Annotated in this window: 18 protein-coding genes; 10 read left to right on the top strand and 8 right to left on the bottom strand. The window is 67.6% G+C overall.

Annotation, left to right across the window (positions count from 1 at the left end):
• Nucleotides 1-56: 56 nt before the first annotated feature.
• From MFF07_RS16440 to parC, 3 genes are read left to right on the top strand one after another with little or no spacing between them, the layout of a single operon-like run.
• Nucleotides 57-203: a hypothetical protein gene (locus MFF07_RS16440; RefSeq protein ID WP_187272467.1), complete on the top strand. Its 147-nt coding sequence runs from the start codon at nucleotides 57-59 to the stop codon at nucleotides 201-203.
• 51 nt (nucleotides 204-254) lie between these two features.
• Nucleotides 255-980 carry a DNA repair protein RecO gene (recO, locus tag MFF07_RS16435; protein ID WP_147816533.1) on the top strand — a complete coding sequence of 242 codons (726 nt, stop codon included), beginning with the start codon at nucleotides 255-257 and terminating at the stop codon, nucleotides 978-980.
• A gap of 44 nt (nucleotides 981-1,024) precedes the next feature.
• Nucleotides 1,025-3,271: a DNA topoisomerase IV subunit A gene (gene parC, locus MFF07_RS16430; protein WP_147816531.1), complete on the top strand. Its 2,247-nt coding sequence runs from the start codon at nucleotides 1,025-1,027 to the stop codon at nucleotides 3,269-3,271.
• A 283-nt stretch (nucleotides 3,272-3,554) separates the two neighbouring features.
• Here the strand turns inward: parC and infA are convergent, their stop codons facing one another.
• Entirely contained in the window at nucleotides 3,555-3,830 is a 276-nt protein-coding gene (gene infA, locus MFF07_RS16425) for a translation initiation factor IF-1 (RefSeq protein ID WP_147081632.1), read from the bottom strand.
• Nucleotides 3,831-4,065: 235 nt separating this feature from the next.
• A complete protein-coding gene (locus tag MFF07_RS16420) occupies nucleotides 4,066-5,193 on the bottom strand; it encodes a branched-chain amino acid ABC transporter substrate-binding protein (protein ID WP_147816529.1) in 1,128 nt (375 codons plus the stop codon).
• A gap of 207 nt (nucleotides 5,194-5,400) precedes the next feature.
• Here MFF07_RS16420 and MFF07_RS16415 point away from each other — a divergent pair, with 207 nt between their 5' ends.
• The 3 genes from MFF07_RS16415 to MFF07_RS16405 are packed head-to-tail and all read left to right on the top strand — an operon-like array spanning nucleotide 5,401 to nucleotide 7,058.
• Nucleotides 5,401-5,724, top strand: coding sequence for an XdhC family protein (locus MFF07_RS16415; protein WP_147816528.1), 324 nt, complete (start codon nucleotides 5,401-5,403; stop codon nucleotides 5,722-5,724).
• 10 nt (nucleotides 5,725-5,734) lie between these two features.
• Entirely contained in the window at nucleotides 5,735-6,475 is a 741-nt protein-coding gene (locus MFF07_RS16410; protein WP_147816526.1) for an XdhC family protein, read from the top strand.
• Nucleotides 6,468-7,058, top strand: a complete 591-nt coding sequence (locus MFF07_RS16405; RefSeq protein WP_238232389.1) for a nucleotidyltransferase family protein — start codon at nucleotides 6,468-6,470, stop codon at nucleotides 7,056-7,058. Before MFF07_RS16410 ends, MFF07_RS16405 begins: the two co-directional genes overlap by 8 nt.
• 128 nt (nucleotides 7,059-7,186) lie before the next feature.
• Here the strand turns inward: MFF07_RS16405 and MFF07_RS16400 are convergent, their stop codons facing one another.
• Together MFF07_RS16400 and MFF07_RS16395 are read right to left on the bottom strand one after the other, a co-directional pair.
• Nucleotides 7,187-7,342, bottom strand: a complete 156-nt coding sequence (locus MFF07_RS16400) for a DUF2256 domain-containing protein (protein WP_187272466.1) — start codon at nucleotides 7,340-7,342, stop codon at nucleotides 7,187-7,189.
• A gap of 3 nt (nucleotides 7,343-7,345) precedes the next feature.
• Nucleotides 7,346-8,212, bottom strand: coding sequence for a formyltransferase family protein (locus MFF07_RS16395; protein WP_147816522.1), 867 nt, complete (start codon nucleotides 8,210-8,212; stop codon nucleotides 7,346-7,348).
• A gap of 129 nt (nucleotides 8,213-8,341) precedes the next feature.
• Here MFF07_RS16395 and MFF07_RS16390 point away from each other — a divergent pair, with 129 nt between their 5' ends.
• Together MFF07_RS16390 and MFF07_RS16385 are read left to right on the top strand one after the other, a co-directional pair.
• Complete coding sequence (locus tag MFF07_RS16390) at nucleotides 8,342-9,076, top strand: SDR family NAD(P)-dependent oxidoreductase (protein ID WP_147816520.1); 735 nt, start codon at nucleotides 8,342-8,344, stop codon at nucleotides 9,074-9,076.
• A gap of 5 nt (nucleotides 9,077-9,081) precedes the next feature.
• Nucleotides 9,082-10,719 (top strand): cryptochrome/photolyase family protein, encoded by a 1,638-nt coding sequence (locus tag MFF07_RS16385; protein ID WP_147816518.1) that lies wholly within the window; start codon nucleotides 9,082-9,084, stop codon nucleotides 10,717-10,719.
• Here the strand turns inward: MFF07_RS16385 and bcsS are convergent.
• Nucleotides 10,628-11,377, bottom strand: a complete 750-nt coding sequence (gene bcsS / locus MFF07_RS16380; protein WP_238232388.1) for a cellulose biosynthesis protein BcsS — start codon at nucleotides 11,375-11,377, stop codon at nucleotides 10,628-10,630. The genes MFF07_RS16385 and bcsS overlap by 92 nt on opposite strands.
• Nucleotides 11,378-11,662: 285 nt before the next feature.
• Between bcsS and MFF07_RS16375 the strand changes: the two genes are divergently transcribed.
• Nucleotides 11,663-12,304, top strand: coding sequence for an exopolysaccharide biosynthesis protein (locus MFF07_RS16375; protein WP_373322369.1), 642 nt, complete (start codon nucleotides 11,663-11,665; stop codon nucleotides 12,302-12,304).
• 55 nt (nucleotides 12,305-12,359) lie between these two features.
• On the opposite strand, the gene MFF07_RS16370 is transcribed toward MFF07_RS16375, so the two are convergent.
• From MFF07_RS16370 to MFF07_RS16360, 3 genes are read right to left on the bottom strand one after another with little or no spacing between them, the layout of a single operon-like run.
• Nucleotides 12,360-13,238: a metal ABC transporter permease gene (locus MFF07_RS16370; RefSeq protein ID WP_187272465.1), complete on the bottom strand. Its 879-nt coding sequence runs from the start codon at nucleotides 13,236-13,238 to the stop codon at nucleotides 12,360-12,362.
• A complete protein-coding gene (locus tag MFF07_RS16365) occupies nucleotides 13,238-14,074 on the bottom strand; it encodes a metal ABC transporter ATP-binding protein (protein ID WP_238232387.1) in 837 nt (278 codons plus the stop codon). The genes MFF07_RS16370 and MFF07_RS16365 overlap by 1 nt, the downstream gene beginning before the upstream one ends.
• The gene (locus MFF07_RS16360; RefSeq protein ID WP_238232386.1) at nucleotides 14,071-14,217 is read right to left on the bottom strand and encodes a hypothetical protein; all 147 of its coding nucleotides are present in this window, start codon (nucleotides 14,215-14,217) and stop codon (nucleotides 14,071-14,073) included. Before MFF07_RS16360 ends, MFF07_RS16365 begins: the two co-directional genes overlap by 4 nt.
• Nucleotides 14,218-14,467: 250 nt before the next feature.
• Here MFF07_RS16360 and MFF07_RS16355 point away from each other — a divergent pair, with 250 nt between their 5' ends.
• Entirely contained in the window at nucleotides 14,468-14,971 is a 504-nt protein-coding gene (locus MFF07_RS16355; RefSeq protein ID WP_147816512.1) for a Fur family transcriptional regulator, read from the top strand.
• Nucleotides 14,972-15,079 lie beyond the last annotated feature (108 nt).

Raw genomic sequence — 15,079 nt, 5'->3', positions numbered from 1 at the left:
TTCAGCCCGTATGGCCAAGCCTATACCGCGGCGCTTGGAACGAGCGAAACAGGGCCATGCGGTACAAGGTTTGTCTGGTGTTGACGCTGGTGGCGTTCGTAATGGTCGGGCGCGCGCCCGGCATCCGTGAGCTGCGTAATCCGGACGCGGAGCATGGCGCAGGTGCCCGCACCGTGATCGCGCTCAAACGCAGCATGGTTTGAGGCGAACCTTCCCCTCGGCTTTTGTCGCAGACGGCCCTAAGCCTCTGGCCCATGCAATGGACCGACGACGGTCTCGTGCTCGGCCTGCGCAAGCACGGCGAGACGGGCGTCATCCTCGAACTGATGACGGCGGGGCACGGGCGCCATCTCGGCCTCGTGCATGGCGGACGCTCGCGCCGCAAGCAGCCGATGCTTCAGCCCGGCAACACGCTCCACGCCACGTGGCGGGCGCGGCTCGACGAGTCTCTCGGTGCCTACACCGTCGAGCCGACGCGCCTGGTCGCCTCGCGACTGATGGGGTCGGCGCTCGCGCTCTACGGCATCGGCCATCTGGCGGCGCTGCTGCGGCTCCTGCCCGAGCGCGACCCGCATGTCGGGCTCTACGATGCGGCGCAGGTGCTTGTGGAGCATCTCGGCGACCATGGCATCGCGCCGGCGCTGATGGTCCGATTCGAACTCGCGCTACTGGCCGAACTCGGCTTCGGCCTCGACCTCAGCGCCTGCGCGGCGTCGGGCGGCAACGACCAACTCGTCTACGTGTCGCCGAAGAGCGGGCGGGCCGTCAGCGCCTCGGCCGGCGAGCCCTATCGCGACCGGCTTCTGAAGCTGCCGGCTTTCCTGCGCGACCGCTCTGGCGTACCGGACGAGCGGGACGTCGCGGACGGGTTCGGCTTGACCGGCTACTTCCTGAACCAGCACATCTGGGAACCGCGCGGGTTGCAGTCCCCGGAGGAGCGTGCGCGATTCATTGCCGCCGGCACTGAGCCAACGGCCTGATGTTCGTGTTATGTTCCAAACGAAGCGTCGATTGGGGTTAAGTGATGGGCGAGGCTTTCGAGCCGCCGAGCGATGACGGCATCCAGAGCGTCGAGCTGAAATCGGCGCTGGAGGACCGCTACTACGCCTATGCGCTCTCCACGATCATGCACCGGGCGCTGCCCGATGCCCGCGACGGGCTGAAGCCGGTCCACCGCCGCATCCTCTACGGCATGCGGCTGCTCAGACTCGATCCGAACACCGCGTTCAAGAAATGCGCAAAGATCGTCGGCGACGTGATGGGCGATTTCCATCCGCACGGCGACCAGGCGATCTACGATGCACTGGTGCGGCTGAGCCAGGACTTCGCCCAGCGCTATCCGCTGGTCGACGGGCAGGGCAATTTCGGAAACATCGATGGCGATGGGCCGGCCGCCTACCGTTACACCGAAGCCCGGCTGACCGAGGTCGCCCGCCTGCTCCTCGACGGGATCGACGAGGACACCGTCGATTTTCGCCCCTCCTACAACGGCGAGAAGGACGAGCCGGTCGTCCTTCCGGCGGCCTTCCCGAACCTCCTGGCCAACGGTAGCCAAGGCATCGCCGTCGGCATGGCGACGTCGATCCCGCCGCACAATGCGGCCGAACTCTGCGACGCCGCGCTCTATCTGATCCAGAACCGTGAGGCCTCCTCTGAGCAGCTCTGCACCTTCGTGCAGGGGCCGGATTTCCCCACCGGCGGCATCCTGATCGACAGCGCGGAATCGATCCGCGAGGCCTACCGCACCGGCCGCGGCGGATTCCGTGTCCGCGCGCGCTGGGCGAAGGAGGACCTCGGCCGCGGCACCTGGAACATCGTCGTCACCGAGATCCCCTACGGCATCCCGAAGTCGCGGCTCATCGAGAAGATGGCCGAGCTTCTTCAGGAGAAGAAGCTGCCGCTGCTCGCCGACGTCCGCGATGAGTCTGCGGAGGACGTCCGCGTCGTGCTGGAGCCGCGCTCGCGCAGCGTCGACCCGGTCCTGCTGATGGAATCGCTATTTCGGATCACCGAGCTCGAAGCGCGCATTCCGCTGAACCTCAACGTCCTCGTCGGCGGCCTCGTGCCCCGCGTGATCGGGCTGGCCGAATGCCTGCGCGAATGGGTCGACCACCGCCGCGTCGTGCTGCAGCGGCGCTCGCGCCACCGCCTCGCGCAGATCGAGCGGCGCCTCGAGATCCTCGGTGGCCTGCTCATCGTCTATCTCGACCTCGACGAGGTCATCCGCATCATCCGCGAGGAGGACGAGCCGCGGCCGGCGCTGCAGAAGCGCTTCGAACTCACCGAACTCCAGGCCAACGCCATCCTCGACACGCGGCTGCGCTCGTTGCGCAAGCTCGAAGAGATGGAGCTGAAACGCGAATTCGAGGGCCTGACCAAGGAGAAGGAGGGAATCGAGGAACTGCTCGGCTCCGAGAAGCTCCAGTGGAGCGACATCACCAAGCAGATCCGTGCGGTGAAGAAGGCGTTCGGGCCGGAGACCAAGCTCGGCAAGAGGCGCACGACGCTCGAGAATCCGCCGGACACTGCCGGCATCGACTTCAACCAAGTGATGGTCGAGCGCGAGCCGGTGACGGTGATCGTCTCGCAGAAGGGTTGGATCCGGGCGCTCAAGGGCCACGTCGCCGACCTGTCGAGCGTCGCGTTCAAGGGCGACGACAGCCTCAAGGTCTCGTTCCAGGCCGAGACGACGTCGAAAGTCCTCGTGCTCACGTCGAACGGCAAGGTTTTCACCCTGGAGGCCTCGAAGCTGCCGGGCGGTCGCGGCTTCGGCGATCCGATCCGGCTGATGGTCGACCTCGACGACGGCACCGAGATCGTCGCGGCCTTGCCCTACAAGCCCGAGAGCCGGCTGCTCATCGCCGGCAGCGACGGCCGCGGCTTCGTCGCGCCGGCCGATGCGCTCATCGCCAATACCCGCAAGGGCAAGGGTATTTTGGGCCTCGACGACGACGCCAAGGCTGCCTTCCTGGTGCAGGCTGAGGGCGATCACGTCGCGGTCTGCAACACCGAGAGGCTGATGCTGGTGTTCCCGATCAGTGAACTCGCCGAATTCGTCCGCGGCAAGGGCGTCCGCATGCAACGTTGCCGCCAGAGCGTCCTCAGCGACGGCTGCGTCTTCTCGCTCAGCGAGGGTCTGCCATGGCGCGATGCCACCGGTGCGACACGGCTCGCCAACGCCCAGGTGCTGGAGAAGTGGCTCGGCCACCGTGCCGAGGTCGGCACGCTGATGACGCGAAGCTTTCCGCGGTTCGAGCGGTTCGGGAAGTAGGAGGGGGCTGCCCAATCCGGCAGCCCGAATACCCCCACCGCAGCGAGCAGACGCGCGTCACCGACCGGCGCCGTGAGGCCCGGTGCGGTCGAGACGTGAAGGGCGACGAGGAAAGCCGCGAGCCGGCCGGCGAAGCGTGTCGCAAAGGCGCCCTCCCATCGCGGTTCTTGGCTCGGCCCCGGATGGATCCGGGGGAGGCCGCCGCGTGGGCGCGATCATCAGCGGTGTCCGCCGTTCGTCAATTCTAACTTTCGGCCATGAGGGCCGAAACGAAGGGCGTCGATCAGCGGCGGCGGAACTGCTGGCCGCGCTGGGGCGGACGCGGACCGGAGGCGCGCTCGTCCTTGTGACGGAACACGAGGCGACCCTTCTCAAGATCGTAGGGTGACATCTCGACGGTGACGCGGTCGCCGGCCAAGGTCTTGATGCGGTTCTTCTTCATCTTGCCCGCCGTGTAGGCCACGATCTCGTGTCCCTGGTCGAGCTGTACGCGGTACCGCGCGTCCGGGAGGATCTCGATCACGAGACCGTCGAACTGCATCAATTCTTCTTTCGCCATGCACCCTGTCTCCGGCCGGAACGCCATCACGGGGCGCGTCGGCTACCTCAAGTCGATCATTGCCAAGCAAAACGCTGTACCGTGCGGGTCCGATCCGTGGAGGCGCAACCGGGTCGAGCGTGCTGCTGATCTAATATTCGCGCATCCCGTGCGCAACCATGCACAGGGGATGCGCAGCGACTTATCGACCGGGAAGCCGTGAAACCGCGCCGCCGATGCGCATCGGGCCGGCGTCTCAGGGCGAAACCGCGTTGCCGGCATAGTCGATGCGGCCGTCCGGCGTCCTGCGCCAGACGACGAGACCATAGGGCGGCTTCGCGAGATCACCCTTGGCGTCGAAGGCAACCTCGCCGATCAGCGTGCGCAGAGGCTTGCCGGAATGGAGGCTGTCGGCGACGCGGCGCGCCTCCGTCGATTTCGCCGCTTCGATGCCGCCCTTCAGCACCTCGACGGCCGCGTAGGTGCGCGCCGCGAACATCTCGGCCTCCGGCGAGCGAAGTGGGGTGGCCTTGCGGTCCTTGCTCTCGGGGAGCTTTCGCGGCTCCGGCGCCAGCGTCATCACGGTGCCCTCGGCGCCGGAACCGGCCAGCTTCTCGAAATCCTTGTCGAGGATGCCGTCGCTGCCGACGAAACGGCCGTTGAAGCCCGCATCCCTCAAAGCCCGCACGAGAAACGCCGCCTCGGTGGAGGCGCCGCCAAAATAGACCGCGTCGACCTTCGCCCCCTTCATCCGTGCGACGAGCCCCGAGAACTCCCTGTCGCCCCGGGAGATGCCCTCGAACAGCGCCTCGCGGCCCCCGCGCGTCTTCAGCACGCGGGCGACCTCGTCGGCGAGGCCGCGACCGAAGCTCGACTTGTCATTGATGATGGCGACGGGCTTGCCGGGATAGCGCTCCGCCAGCCAGTCTCCGGCGACCTGCCCCTGCTGTGCGTCGCTGCCGCAGAGGCGAAACAGGTTCCAGGCGCCGCGCGCGGTGAGCGGTGCCCAGGTCGCACCCGGCGTGACCGCGATGATGCCGGCCTCCTCGTAGATCGGCAGCGCAACTGCGCTGACCCCGGAGTTCAAGTGGCCGATGACGAGCATCACGCCGTCCGCGGCGAACGTCTTCGCGACCACCGCGCCCTGCTTCGGATCGCCGGCGTCGTCCTGGACGACCAGTTGCAGTTTCTGCCCGTTGACGCCGCCGCCCCGGTTGATGTCGGCGATGGCCTGCTCGGCTCCTGCCTGCATGCCCTGGCCGAAGCCGGCATCCGGCCCGGTCAGCGGCGCCGCAAGACCGATCCTCAGGGGTGGGGGTGCTGCCTGCGCGATGCCCATCGACAGCAGAAGGGCCAGGGACGCGAGCGCAAGAGGCCGTCTCATGATCCGCCCTGCCTCCCAGCCCGCGCCGTCTGTCTTGGCGCGCTGTTTGTTCTGGCGCGCCGTTTGTCTTGCCATCGTGATAGCGCCTGCCCGCCGAGGCCGGAAGCATCGTTCGATACCGCATTGCGAAACGGCGACGGCCGCCTACCTCATCGAGAGGCGTCGCTTCATCGCGGACCGGCGCCCGACGGAGAGAATCCCACAACGATGCTCGCGACCGACCAGACCATTCTGCGCGAGGCCGAGACCTGGCGGCGTGCCGGGCGCGGCGTCGCCCTCGCCACGGTGATCGAGACCTGGGGCTCGGCTCCACGCCCGGTCGGCAGCCACCTCGTGATCGAGAGCGACGGCAACTTTCTGGGCTCGGTCTCGGGTGGTTGCGTCGAGGGCGACGTCATCGCCGAGAGCCTCGACGTGATCGCGGACGGCCGTGCCCGCGTCCTCGAATTCGGCGTCGCCGACGAGACGGCCTGGCGGGCCGGGCTTTCCTGTGGCGGACGCATCCGCGTCTTCGTCGAGCGGATCGACTGAGTTTTTCGCGATGAAGCTCGATAGTCTCGCCGCCCTCAATGCCGAACGCGAGGCCCGCCGGCCGGCGATCCTCGTGACCGACACCGCCGACGGCAGCCAGCGCCTCGTGCGCGAGGCGGAGTTCGCCACGGATCCGCTGGCCGAGACGTTTCGCGAGCGTCTGCTGAGCGGCAAGAGCGGCCTCGTCGAGGTCGAGGGTCGTTCGCTGTTTCTCACCGTACAGGTCCCGCCGGTACGCCTGCTGGTGATCGGCGCGGTCCACATTTCCCAAGCACTCTGTCCAATGGCGGCGGCGCTCGAACTCGACGTGACGGTGATCGACCCGCGCACCGCCTTCGCCACGCCGGAGCGGTTCCCGGACGTCACCTTGCTGGCGGAATGGCCGGACGACGCCTTCGCGCAGATCGGCACGCTCGACCGCTACACGGCGCTGGCGGCGCTGACCCACGACCCCAAGATCGACGACCCGTCGCTGATCGCGGCGCTGAAGGCGGATTGCTTCTATGTGGGGGCGCTGGGCTCGCGGAAGTCGCACGCAAGGCGGCTCGAGCGCCTGGGCGACGCAGGCCTCAGCCCCGAGGCGACTGCGCGGATCCACGGCCCGATCGGCCTCGACATCGGTGCCATCACGCCGGCCGAGATCGCCGTCTCGATCCTCGCCGAGGTGGTGGCGACGCTCCGCCGCGACCGCATCAAGGGCCGCACCGCCGGCAAGCCGGCCGACTGCATGCGCCACGACATCGATGCCTGACCCGCGCGTCGGCGCGGTGATCCTCGCGGCCGGGCGTGGTACGCGGTTCGGCCCGGAGCCGAAGCTGCTCGCGCTGCTCGACGGCGAGCCCTTGGTCCGACACGTGGCGAAGGCGGCCCTGGCGTCCTCGGCCCACCCGATCGTCGTCGTGCTGGGCGCGCATTCCAGTGCGGTCGGCGCAGCGCTCGAAGGGCTCGACCTGCGGTTTGTCGAGAACCCGCACCATGCGGAGGGGCTTTCGACTTCGCTTCGTGCCGGCCTCGCTGCGATGCCGGACGCGGTCGAGGCGGCCTTGATCCTGCTCGCCGACATGCCGCGGATCACGGCGGATCATCTCGATGGGCTCATCGCAGCCTATCGTGACGTCCGGCAACGTCCGAGCGCCGTCGTTCCCGTCAGCGACGGTCGACGCGGAAATCCGGTCCTGCTTGACCTCGGGAAGCTCGCGGAAGCGCTTAGGAACCTAACCGGTGATCGCGGTGCCGGTCCATTGCTGGCCGGTCGCGACGACGTGATCGAGGTGGCAATGGACGAGGCCGTCGCTTTCGACGTCGATACGCCTGCGGCTCTCGCGGGAAGATAAACCGTTCTGCCGTCATTGCGAGCGCAGCGAAGAAATCCAGCGCCACACCCGCGACGTTGGAGCGTTGGCCCTGGATTGCTTCGCTGCGCTCGCAACGACGGGGCTGTTGTCTGAACGATCGTCGTAGCTCAGCCTCTTGCGCGTTTCGCATCCGACCGGCAGCGATCCGAACAATAGCGAACTTCGTCCCAGACCCGCTCCCACTTCTTTCGCCACGCGAAAGGTCGCCCGCATTGGGCGCAGATCTTCTGGGGCAGGTCGGCCTTGCTTCGCATCCGGGCCATGGTTCAGCGCCCGACCTTGCCGGCCTCTGACAGGGGGATCGGGCTCCAGCGGTCGAGCTGCACGTAGCCGTCGCGGGCGGCGATGACCGTGTGGCGGCGGTAGCGGTGGACGATCGCGCCGGGCGTATGGCGGTGCGGTTCGGTCCAGCCCTCCGCCGAAGCGACGTAGACGCGGGCGTCGCCGAGCCGGGCGATGGCCTCGATCGCGCCGAAGGCCCGGATGCGGCGGAGCACGTCCGCGACGTCCTGGCGGAAGTCGAGGGTGCGGTCGGCATCCGTCACCCGCGGCCAGTAGGAGCCGTCGCCCTGCGGCTCGGGGCTGCGCCAGCGGCCGGCGATGTCCTTCGCGATCGGCCCCGAGGCTAGCCGCTGGGCGGCCATGCGGCACTTGCTCAACAAGGTCTCGTGCGTTTCGCGGGGATCGACGGAAAAGATGTCCTGGGCGAGGATGTCGCCGGTGTCGAACCCGTCCTCGGCCAGCACGTGGGCGGTGACGCCCCAGCTCTCGTAGGAATCGTAGATGGCCTTGAAGAGCGGATAAGGCCCGCGTCCCGTCGGCAGGGGCGAGGGGTGGAAGTTGATGGCGTGGCGCAGGCGGCCCTGCCAGCCGGTCACCCGCCAGGGGTAGCCGGCCACCACCAGCGCCCAATCGCGGCCATGGGCCTGATGCAGCGCGATGATGTCCTCCGGCTTGAGCCGCGAGAGCTGGATCGGAATCCTTCGTGCGCGCGCCTGGGCCACCACGGTGTCGTTGAAGTCGTAGATGCCGTCGCAGGGCCGGGTGAACAGCTTGATCGGCTCCCAGCCGGCCTCGACCAGCCCGTCGAATACGCTCCCGAGGAAGTCGATACCGGCAAACGCGAACTTCATCCTGGTTCCTGTCGTGCCGGCTGCGACGTTACGCGCTGGGATATCCCGGGCGGGCAACTCCCCCGCGAAACGCTCCGCCATAGCTAGTCGGCAGGGACGCACGTTCGAGTCTCGCATGGAGCAGTAGCGATGGAACGGGTCGTCATCTACGGCGGAACCGGCGGTATCGGCCTCGCCACGGCCCGCATGCTTCGGACACGCGGCTACCCGCTCCATCTGGTGGCTCGTGATGCCGGACGACTCGAAGCAGCGGTCGCGGAACTTGGCGAGACCGGTTTCACCGCCGGCAATGTCACCGACCCGAACCTGTTCGCGCGCGTGGCCGAAGAGGCCGGCGATCGGCTCGGCGGTCTCGTCTACGCGGTGGGCACCATCAACCTTGCGCCGCTGCCGAAGGTCACGGCCGAAACGGCGATCGACGATTTCCGCATCAATGCGCTCGGGGCCTTTCTCGCGGTCCAGTCCGCGGCTCGGGCGCTCAAGGCCGGCGCGGGCGAAGCCGGCGCGGGCGTCGTGCTGTTCTCCACCGTTGCCGTCGCGCAGGGTTTCGCCCACCACGCCTCGGTGGCGATGGCCAAGGGTGCGGTCGAGGGGCTGGCCCTCTCCCTCGCAGCCGAACTCGCCCCTAAAATCCGCATCAACGTGGTCGCCCCGTCTCTGACGCGCACCCCGCTAGCCGAAGGCATCACCCGCAACGAGACGCTCGCCTCCGGCATCGCCGCGATGCACGCCCTGCAGCGCCTCGGAACGGCGGAGGACGTCGCGGCGCTGGCGAGCTTCCTCGTGAGCGCGGAGGCTGCCTACATGACCGGGCAGATCATCGGCGTCGACGGCGGCCGCTCGCAGCTTCGCACCAAGGGCTGAGCCGGGTGAAGACGCTGCGCTTCGTGCTGGGCGACCAACTGCATCGGCGCATCGCCTCGCTGACCGATCTCGATCCGGACACTGATGTCGTCCTCATGGTCGAGGTGCGGGAGGAGGCGACTTACGCTCGCCACCACCAGCAGAAGATCGTTTTCGTGTTTTCGGCCATGCGCCATTTTGCGGCCGAGCTCGAAGCCGAGGGGATTACGGTCGATTACGTGCGCCTTGACGACGGCGACAACACCGGCTCGTTCACCGGTGAACTGGAACGCGCGATCGGACGGCACAACTCCGAAAAAGTCGTCGTGACCGAGCCCGGCGAGTGGCGCGTCTGGGAGATGATGCAGAACTGGCGCGAGGATCTGTCGCCGTCCGTCGAGATCCGCGAGGACAACCGCTTCCTGTGCTCGCGCACCGCCTTCGAGGCCTGGGCCGGGGATCGCAAGGCGCTGCGGATGGAGACCTTCTACCGCGAGATGCGCCGCCGCACGGGCTGGCTGATGGACGGCAAAGAGCCCGAGGGTGGGCAGTGGAACTTCGATTCCGAGAACCGCAAGCGCCTGCCGAGGGATCTCGCGGCGCCCGATCGCACCGGCTTCCCGCCGGATGCGGTCACCCAGGAGTGTATGGCTCTGGTCGCCAGGGAATTCGGCGATCATTTCGGCACACTCGACGGTTTCAGGTGGCCGGTCACGCGCAAGGACGCGCTGGCGGCGCTGAAGCACTTCATCACCGCTTGCATGCCCACCTTCGGCGATTACCAGGATGCGATGCGCCAGGGTGCACCGTTTCTCTATCACGCGCTGATCTCGCCTCCGCTCAATGCGGGCCTGCTCACGGCCGAAGAGGTCTGCCGGGCAGCCGAGCGCGCGTTTCGCGATGGCAAGGCGCCGCTAAACGCCGTCGAAGGCTTCATTCGCCAGATCCTCGGCTGGCGGGAATACGTGCGCGGCCTCTACTGGACCCGGATGCCGGGCTACGCCGAGACCAACGCCCTCGGGGCCGGGCGCGACCTCCCCTGGTTCTACTGGTCGGCCGAGACGGAGATGAATTGCCTGCACCAGTGCATCTCGGAGACGCGCGACCACGCCTACGCCCACCACATCCAGCGCCTGATGGTGCTCGGCAACTTCGCGCTACTCGCCGGGATCGAACCGCGGCAGGTCGAGGAATGGTACCTGATCGTCTACGCCGACGCCTACGAATGGGTCGAGCTGCCCAACGTCCACGGCATGGTGCTGTGGGCCGATGGCGGCGTGATGGGCTCGAAGCCCTATGCGGCCTCCGGCGCCTATATCGACCGGATGTCGGATTATTGCGGCTCCTGCGCTTACGACGTGAAGGCGAAGACCGGCGAAAAGGCCTGTCCGTTCAATTACCTCTACTGGGATTTCCTGATCCGCAATGCCGATCGCCTCGACAAGAATCCGCGCATGGCGATGCCGTACCGGACGCTGGGCCGCATGAGCGAAGAGCGCCGCGCCGAGGTGACTGCGGATGCCGACCGGTTCCTGGCTTCGCTGCGGTCTGCTCCCGACAGTGCCGAAACGGTCAGAGCGGCACCCAACCCGCCACCGACAGGTAAGGGCCCATCCGCTCCGTCTCGCGCTCGTAAGAGTAGCCGCCCGACACGCGAAACTTGAAGTCGCCGAAGCCGAAATCAGTGGCGTGCAGGCCGAGGCTGAACCGTCCATAGCCGGTGCGGTCGGCGTAGGCGGCGGCTTCCGGTCCGAGATAGGCGCCGAGGACACGATAACCGGCAGAGACGCGGCCATAGGCATCCCAGCGTGCCGAGCCCATGACGAGCGTGACCGTGGTGAGCGTATTCTCGCTCGGCCGGGCCCAGACCTCGCCTTGGAGCCGTGCACCGAACCGCGTCTCGATGGCACCGAAGCTCCCGTTCCCCACCAGGGTTTCCACCGATCCCTCCGGCCCGGCGAAGAGGCCGAGCACGCCCCAATCGAAGAAGAACTGATAGCCGCCGAGCAGCGCTGCGAGACCCGTGATGCGTACCAGCGTCGGAAGTGTCCCGTTGACTGCAGCCGGTGCCTGCTCTCGCCGCGCACCCGCGCCGACGACGGCCAGCACCGCAAAACCCTCGCGGTCGACCCGATCGGGCGCAGCCTTGAAGCCACCGCTGGTGAAGAGTGAGGTCCCGGTATCCATGCTGCCGAACAGGACGGCGTTGACGGCCTCGTCCTTGGCAGCACTCGGCGCCGCAAAGGAAAACAGGCTCAGGCCGCCGAGTACGGCGACATAGCCTCGTCTTCCCCGCGTTCGACGGATAGGGTCGTTCCACACGTGCGCATCGCTCCCGGCAAGGACGATAATCGATCGCGATGTGAAAAACAGACTAGCACCCGTATAAAGCTGTGAATGTCAGTATTGATTGAAATTCAGCTGCATTAATGGCACATTCTGGCTTGAAGAAAACTTGAAATTGAGAATTTGTAAGTTTTTGCAACCTGGAGACCGCCCGCACAGGCGGACTCCTTGGCCAGGCTCGGTTCGACCCCGCTCGCTTGGCGGAATCGCCGGGGTAGGCTAGAGCCCCGCCGGAAACGCAAAGCTCAGGGCCGAGCCCTTTTGTCCTCCGGCGCACGAACTTCTGACGTCCTCACCGTGCTCGCGAGCCAGGAGGGGGAACGGCTCTCGGTCGGCGACATCGTTGCCGTGCTGCAGGACCGTGCCTTCGCGCTGCTCGTGGTTCTGCTCGGCCTACCCAATTGCCTGCCGATGCCGCCGCCGATCCCACTGGTCTGTGGGCTGCTGCTACTGCTCGTCGCAGTGCAGATCACGGCCGGCATGGCAGCCCCCTGGCTTCCGAAAAAAATCCTCAATGCCTCGATCGCGCGCGCGACCGTCGAGAAAGCGGTAACGCGGGCGGTGCCCCTGCTGCAGCGGCTGGAACGCTGGTCGCAGCCACGCATGAGCGTGTTCGATTCCGCGCTCGGCATGCGGGGCATGGGCGTGACGCTGCTGGCGTTGTCGCTGGCGCTGATCGTTGCGCCGCCGTTCTTCGGGCAGATCCCGCTCGGGCTCGCAATCTCGCTGATCGGCCTCGGGCTGGTGGAGCGGGACGGGATTGTGGTGCTGATCGGGCTGGTCTTCGGCGGGATCGGCGTCGGGATCTCGATCGGCTTCGTCTACACCTTGTTCGCCAGCATCATGAGCGCGCTCGCCTGGGCGTCGGGCTACATCCCCGGACTTGCACATCTGATGAACTGAGCGCGGAATTCCGCGATGCTTCTCAAGCGCTTGGGCGAAGAGCCGGCTGTTCTGATCAGGCTTCGAGATGCCGTCGGCGGACGAGGCGCTGCAGCAACCCGCCGCGCGGCCCGACCAGCATCGACAGGATATAGAGCGCGCCCGCCGCCAGCACGATCGCAGGTCCGGTCGGAAGCCGGATCTCGGCGTTGTATGAGACCGTGAGACCGATCGCGCTCGCGATCACCGAGACCAGCATCGACACCGGAATCAGCCCCGACAGGTCGCTCGCCCAGAAGCGGGCGGTGATCGCCGGGAGCAGCATCAAGCCGACCGCGAGCAGCGTGCCCAACGCCTGGAACCCGCCGACGAGGTTCATCACCACGAGGGCGAGGAAGGCGTAGTGGACCGGCCCTCCGGCGCGGCTGACGGTGCGGAGATAGAGCGGGTCGACGCACTCCATCACCAGGGGGCGATACAGCACGGCGAGGGCGAGAAGCGTCACTGTCGAGACGCCGCCCATCAGCCAGAGGGCTGGGTCGTCCAGCGCCAGCACGCTGCCGAACAGGATGTGCAGGAGGTCGACCTGCGAGCCCCTGAGCGACACCAGGAAGACCCCGCCGGCCAGCGCGATCAGGTAGAAGGCGGCGAGGCTCGCATCCTCCTTGAGCATGGTCGAGCGGGTCACGAATCCGGCCAGAAGCGCCACCGCGAGGCCGGCTACGAGGCCGCCCAAGGTCATGGCGGGCAGCGACAATCCGGCGACGAGGAAGCCGGCGGCGGCGCCCGGCAGGATGGCGTGGCTCATAGCTTCGCTCATCAGGCTCATGCGGCGCAGCATCAGGAAGACGCCGAGGGGCGGCGCCGAGAGCGACAGCGCGAGGCAGCCGACCAGGGCCCGGCGCATGAACCCGAATTCGTAGGGGCCGACGAGGCCACTGATCAGGGCGTCCATCACTCCGCGGCCTCGCGTTTCACGCCGTGATGCCCCGGATGATCATGGCCATGATGATCGCCATGGCCGGCATGGGCAGCGTGATCGTGGTGGCCATGATCGTCATGGTCGCGCCGGCAGATCGCTGCGGTCTCGTCCCAGGCTTCTGACAGGTGGCGCGCTCGCTCGAGGTTCGGCGGGGTCAGAACGACCGCCGTCGGACCCCAGGCGATCGGTTCGCGGGCAAGCAGCAGCGTCTTCGAGAAATGCGCGCGGACCTGCCCGAGATCGTGAAGTGCCGCGACGACGGTCCGACCCTGGCCGTGCCAGCCGCGGATCAGCGCGAGCAGGTCGCCGACGGTGCGGGCGTCGATCCCCGTGAATGGCTCGTCGAGCAGGATCACCGGCGCGTCCTGCACGATCAGCCGCGCGAACAGCGCCCGCTGGAACTGCCCGCCCGAGAGCGTCCCGATCGGCCGGTCCTCGAAGCCCGAGAGTCCGACCGCCGCAAGCGCGGCCTCGCATTCGGCGCGTCCCCGAAAAAGACTGCGCCAGGCGCCGAGCCACCGCCACAGGCCCATGGCCACGAGATCGAGCACGGAGAGCGGGAAGTCGCGGTCGATCTCGGCGGCCTGCGGCAGGTAGGCGATGGCGCCGGCCGCGGCCCCGCGCTCGATCCGCCCTTCGAGCACCTGCACTTCGCCGACGAGCCCCTTCAGCAGCGTCGACTTGCCGGCCCCGTTCGGCCCCACCAGCGCGAGCAGGTCGCCGGGCGCGATGGTTCCGTCGAGATGGTGGATCGCCGGGTGCCGGTCGTAGCCGAGCGTCAGGCCGCGGATGCGGATGCCGCCGCTCATGCGCTCGCCCAGAGGATCGCGGCCCAGAGCACGGCCGAGAGCGCGAGCGCCGCGACGAGCCGCACGCCGATCCCGGCGCGGAATAGCGAGCCGGCCGCATCGCGAACGGTCTCGGAGGAAACGCTGTCGGGACGGCGGGTCATGGGCATCCCGGTCGAGGGCCGTCTCAAAGGGAATCGGTGGGAGCGACGTCGCGGCGACCGGGGTCGTCGTTGCCGAAAAACGGCCGAGCGCCTACTCTCAGGGGCGGCTGATACACTGTAACAGTGCCGGCTTTCAATCGGCAGACCTGCGGGCGAGACGCGCGCGGGTGTCTGCCGGAACGCCGTTTCTTTCGATGGACCGGCATCCATCGCGTCGGACAGCGCTTTAGGGAGGCGAAGGATCGCCACGATGCACGACCACGCCGCCGAGCCATCCGGCGCCCCCTGCGGGCATGCCGACCACGAGAGCGTGCTCGACCGCGCCGAGCGGCTCTGCCGCGAGCGCGACCTCCAGTTCACGCGCCTGCGCCGCGACGTGCTCGGCGCCGTCGCCGGCCAGGCCAAGCCCATGGGCGCCTACGACATCGCCGAGCGCCTGAGCGGATCGGGCAAGCGGGTCGCCGCCGTCTCGGTCTACCGCGCCCTCGATTTCCTCACGGAGCACGGCCTCGTCCACCGCATCGCCAGCCGCAACGCCTTCGTCTCCTGCGGCCACGACCACGGCGAACGCGACGGCCTGCTCTTCCTGATCTGCCGCAGTTGCGGCGGCATCGACGAGATGACCTCCCCGGCCATCGAGAGCCAGCTCCACCACGCGGTGGCCGAAGCCGGCTTCACGCCGACGAGCCGGATCATCGAAGTCGAGGGGGAGTGCGGGGCGTGCCGGGAGCGGGGTGGGCCGCCGGGGCATTGATAAGGAAGCGATCGAAGATTAGTTCGTCAACGTCCGGGCGTACCGCAACTTGCTCGCCCTTTTTCTGCGGAGATACTCTTAGATTCTCAAGATAAAAACTTGAGGACT

Source organism: Methylobacterium thuringiense, from assembly GCF_022179645.1.
In the GTDB taxonomy this organism is placed as follows: Bacteria; Pseudomonadota; Alphaproteobacteria; order Rhizobiales; family Beijerinckiaceae; genus Methylobacterium; species Methylobacterium thuringiense.
This window is presented reverse-complemented; position numbering and strand designations above follow the sequence as displayed.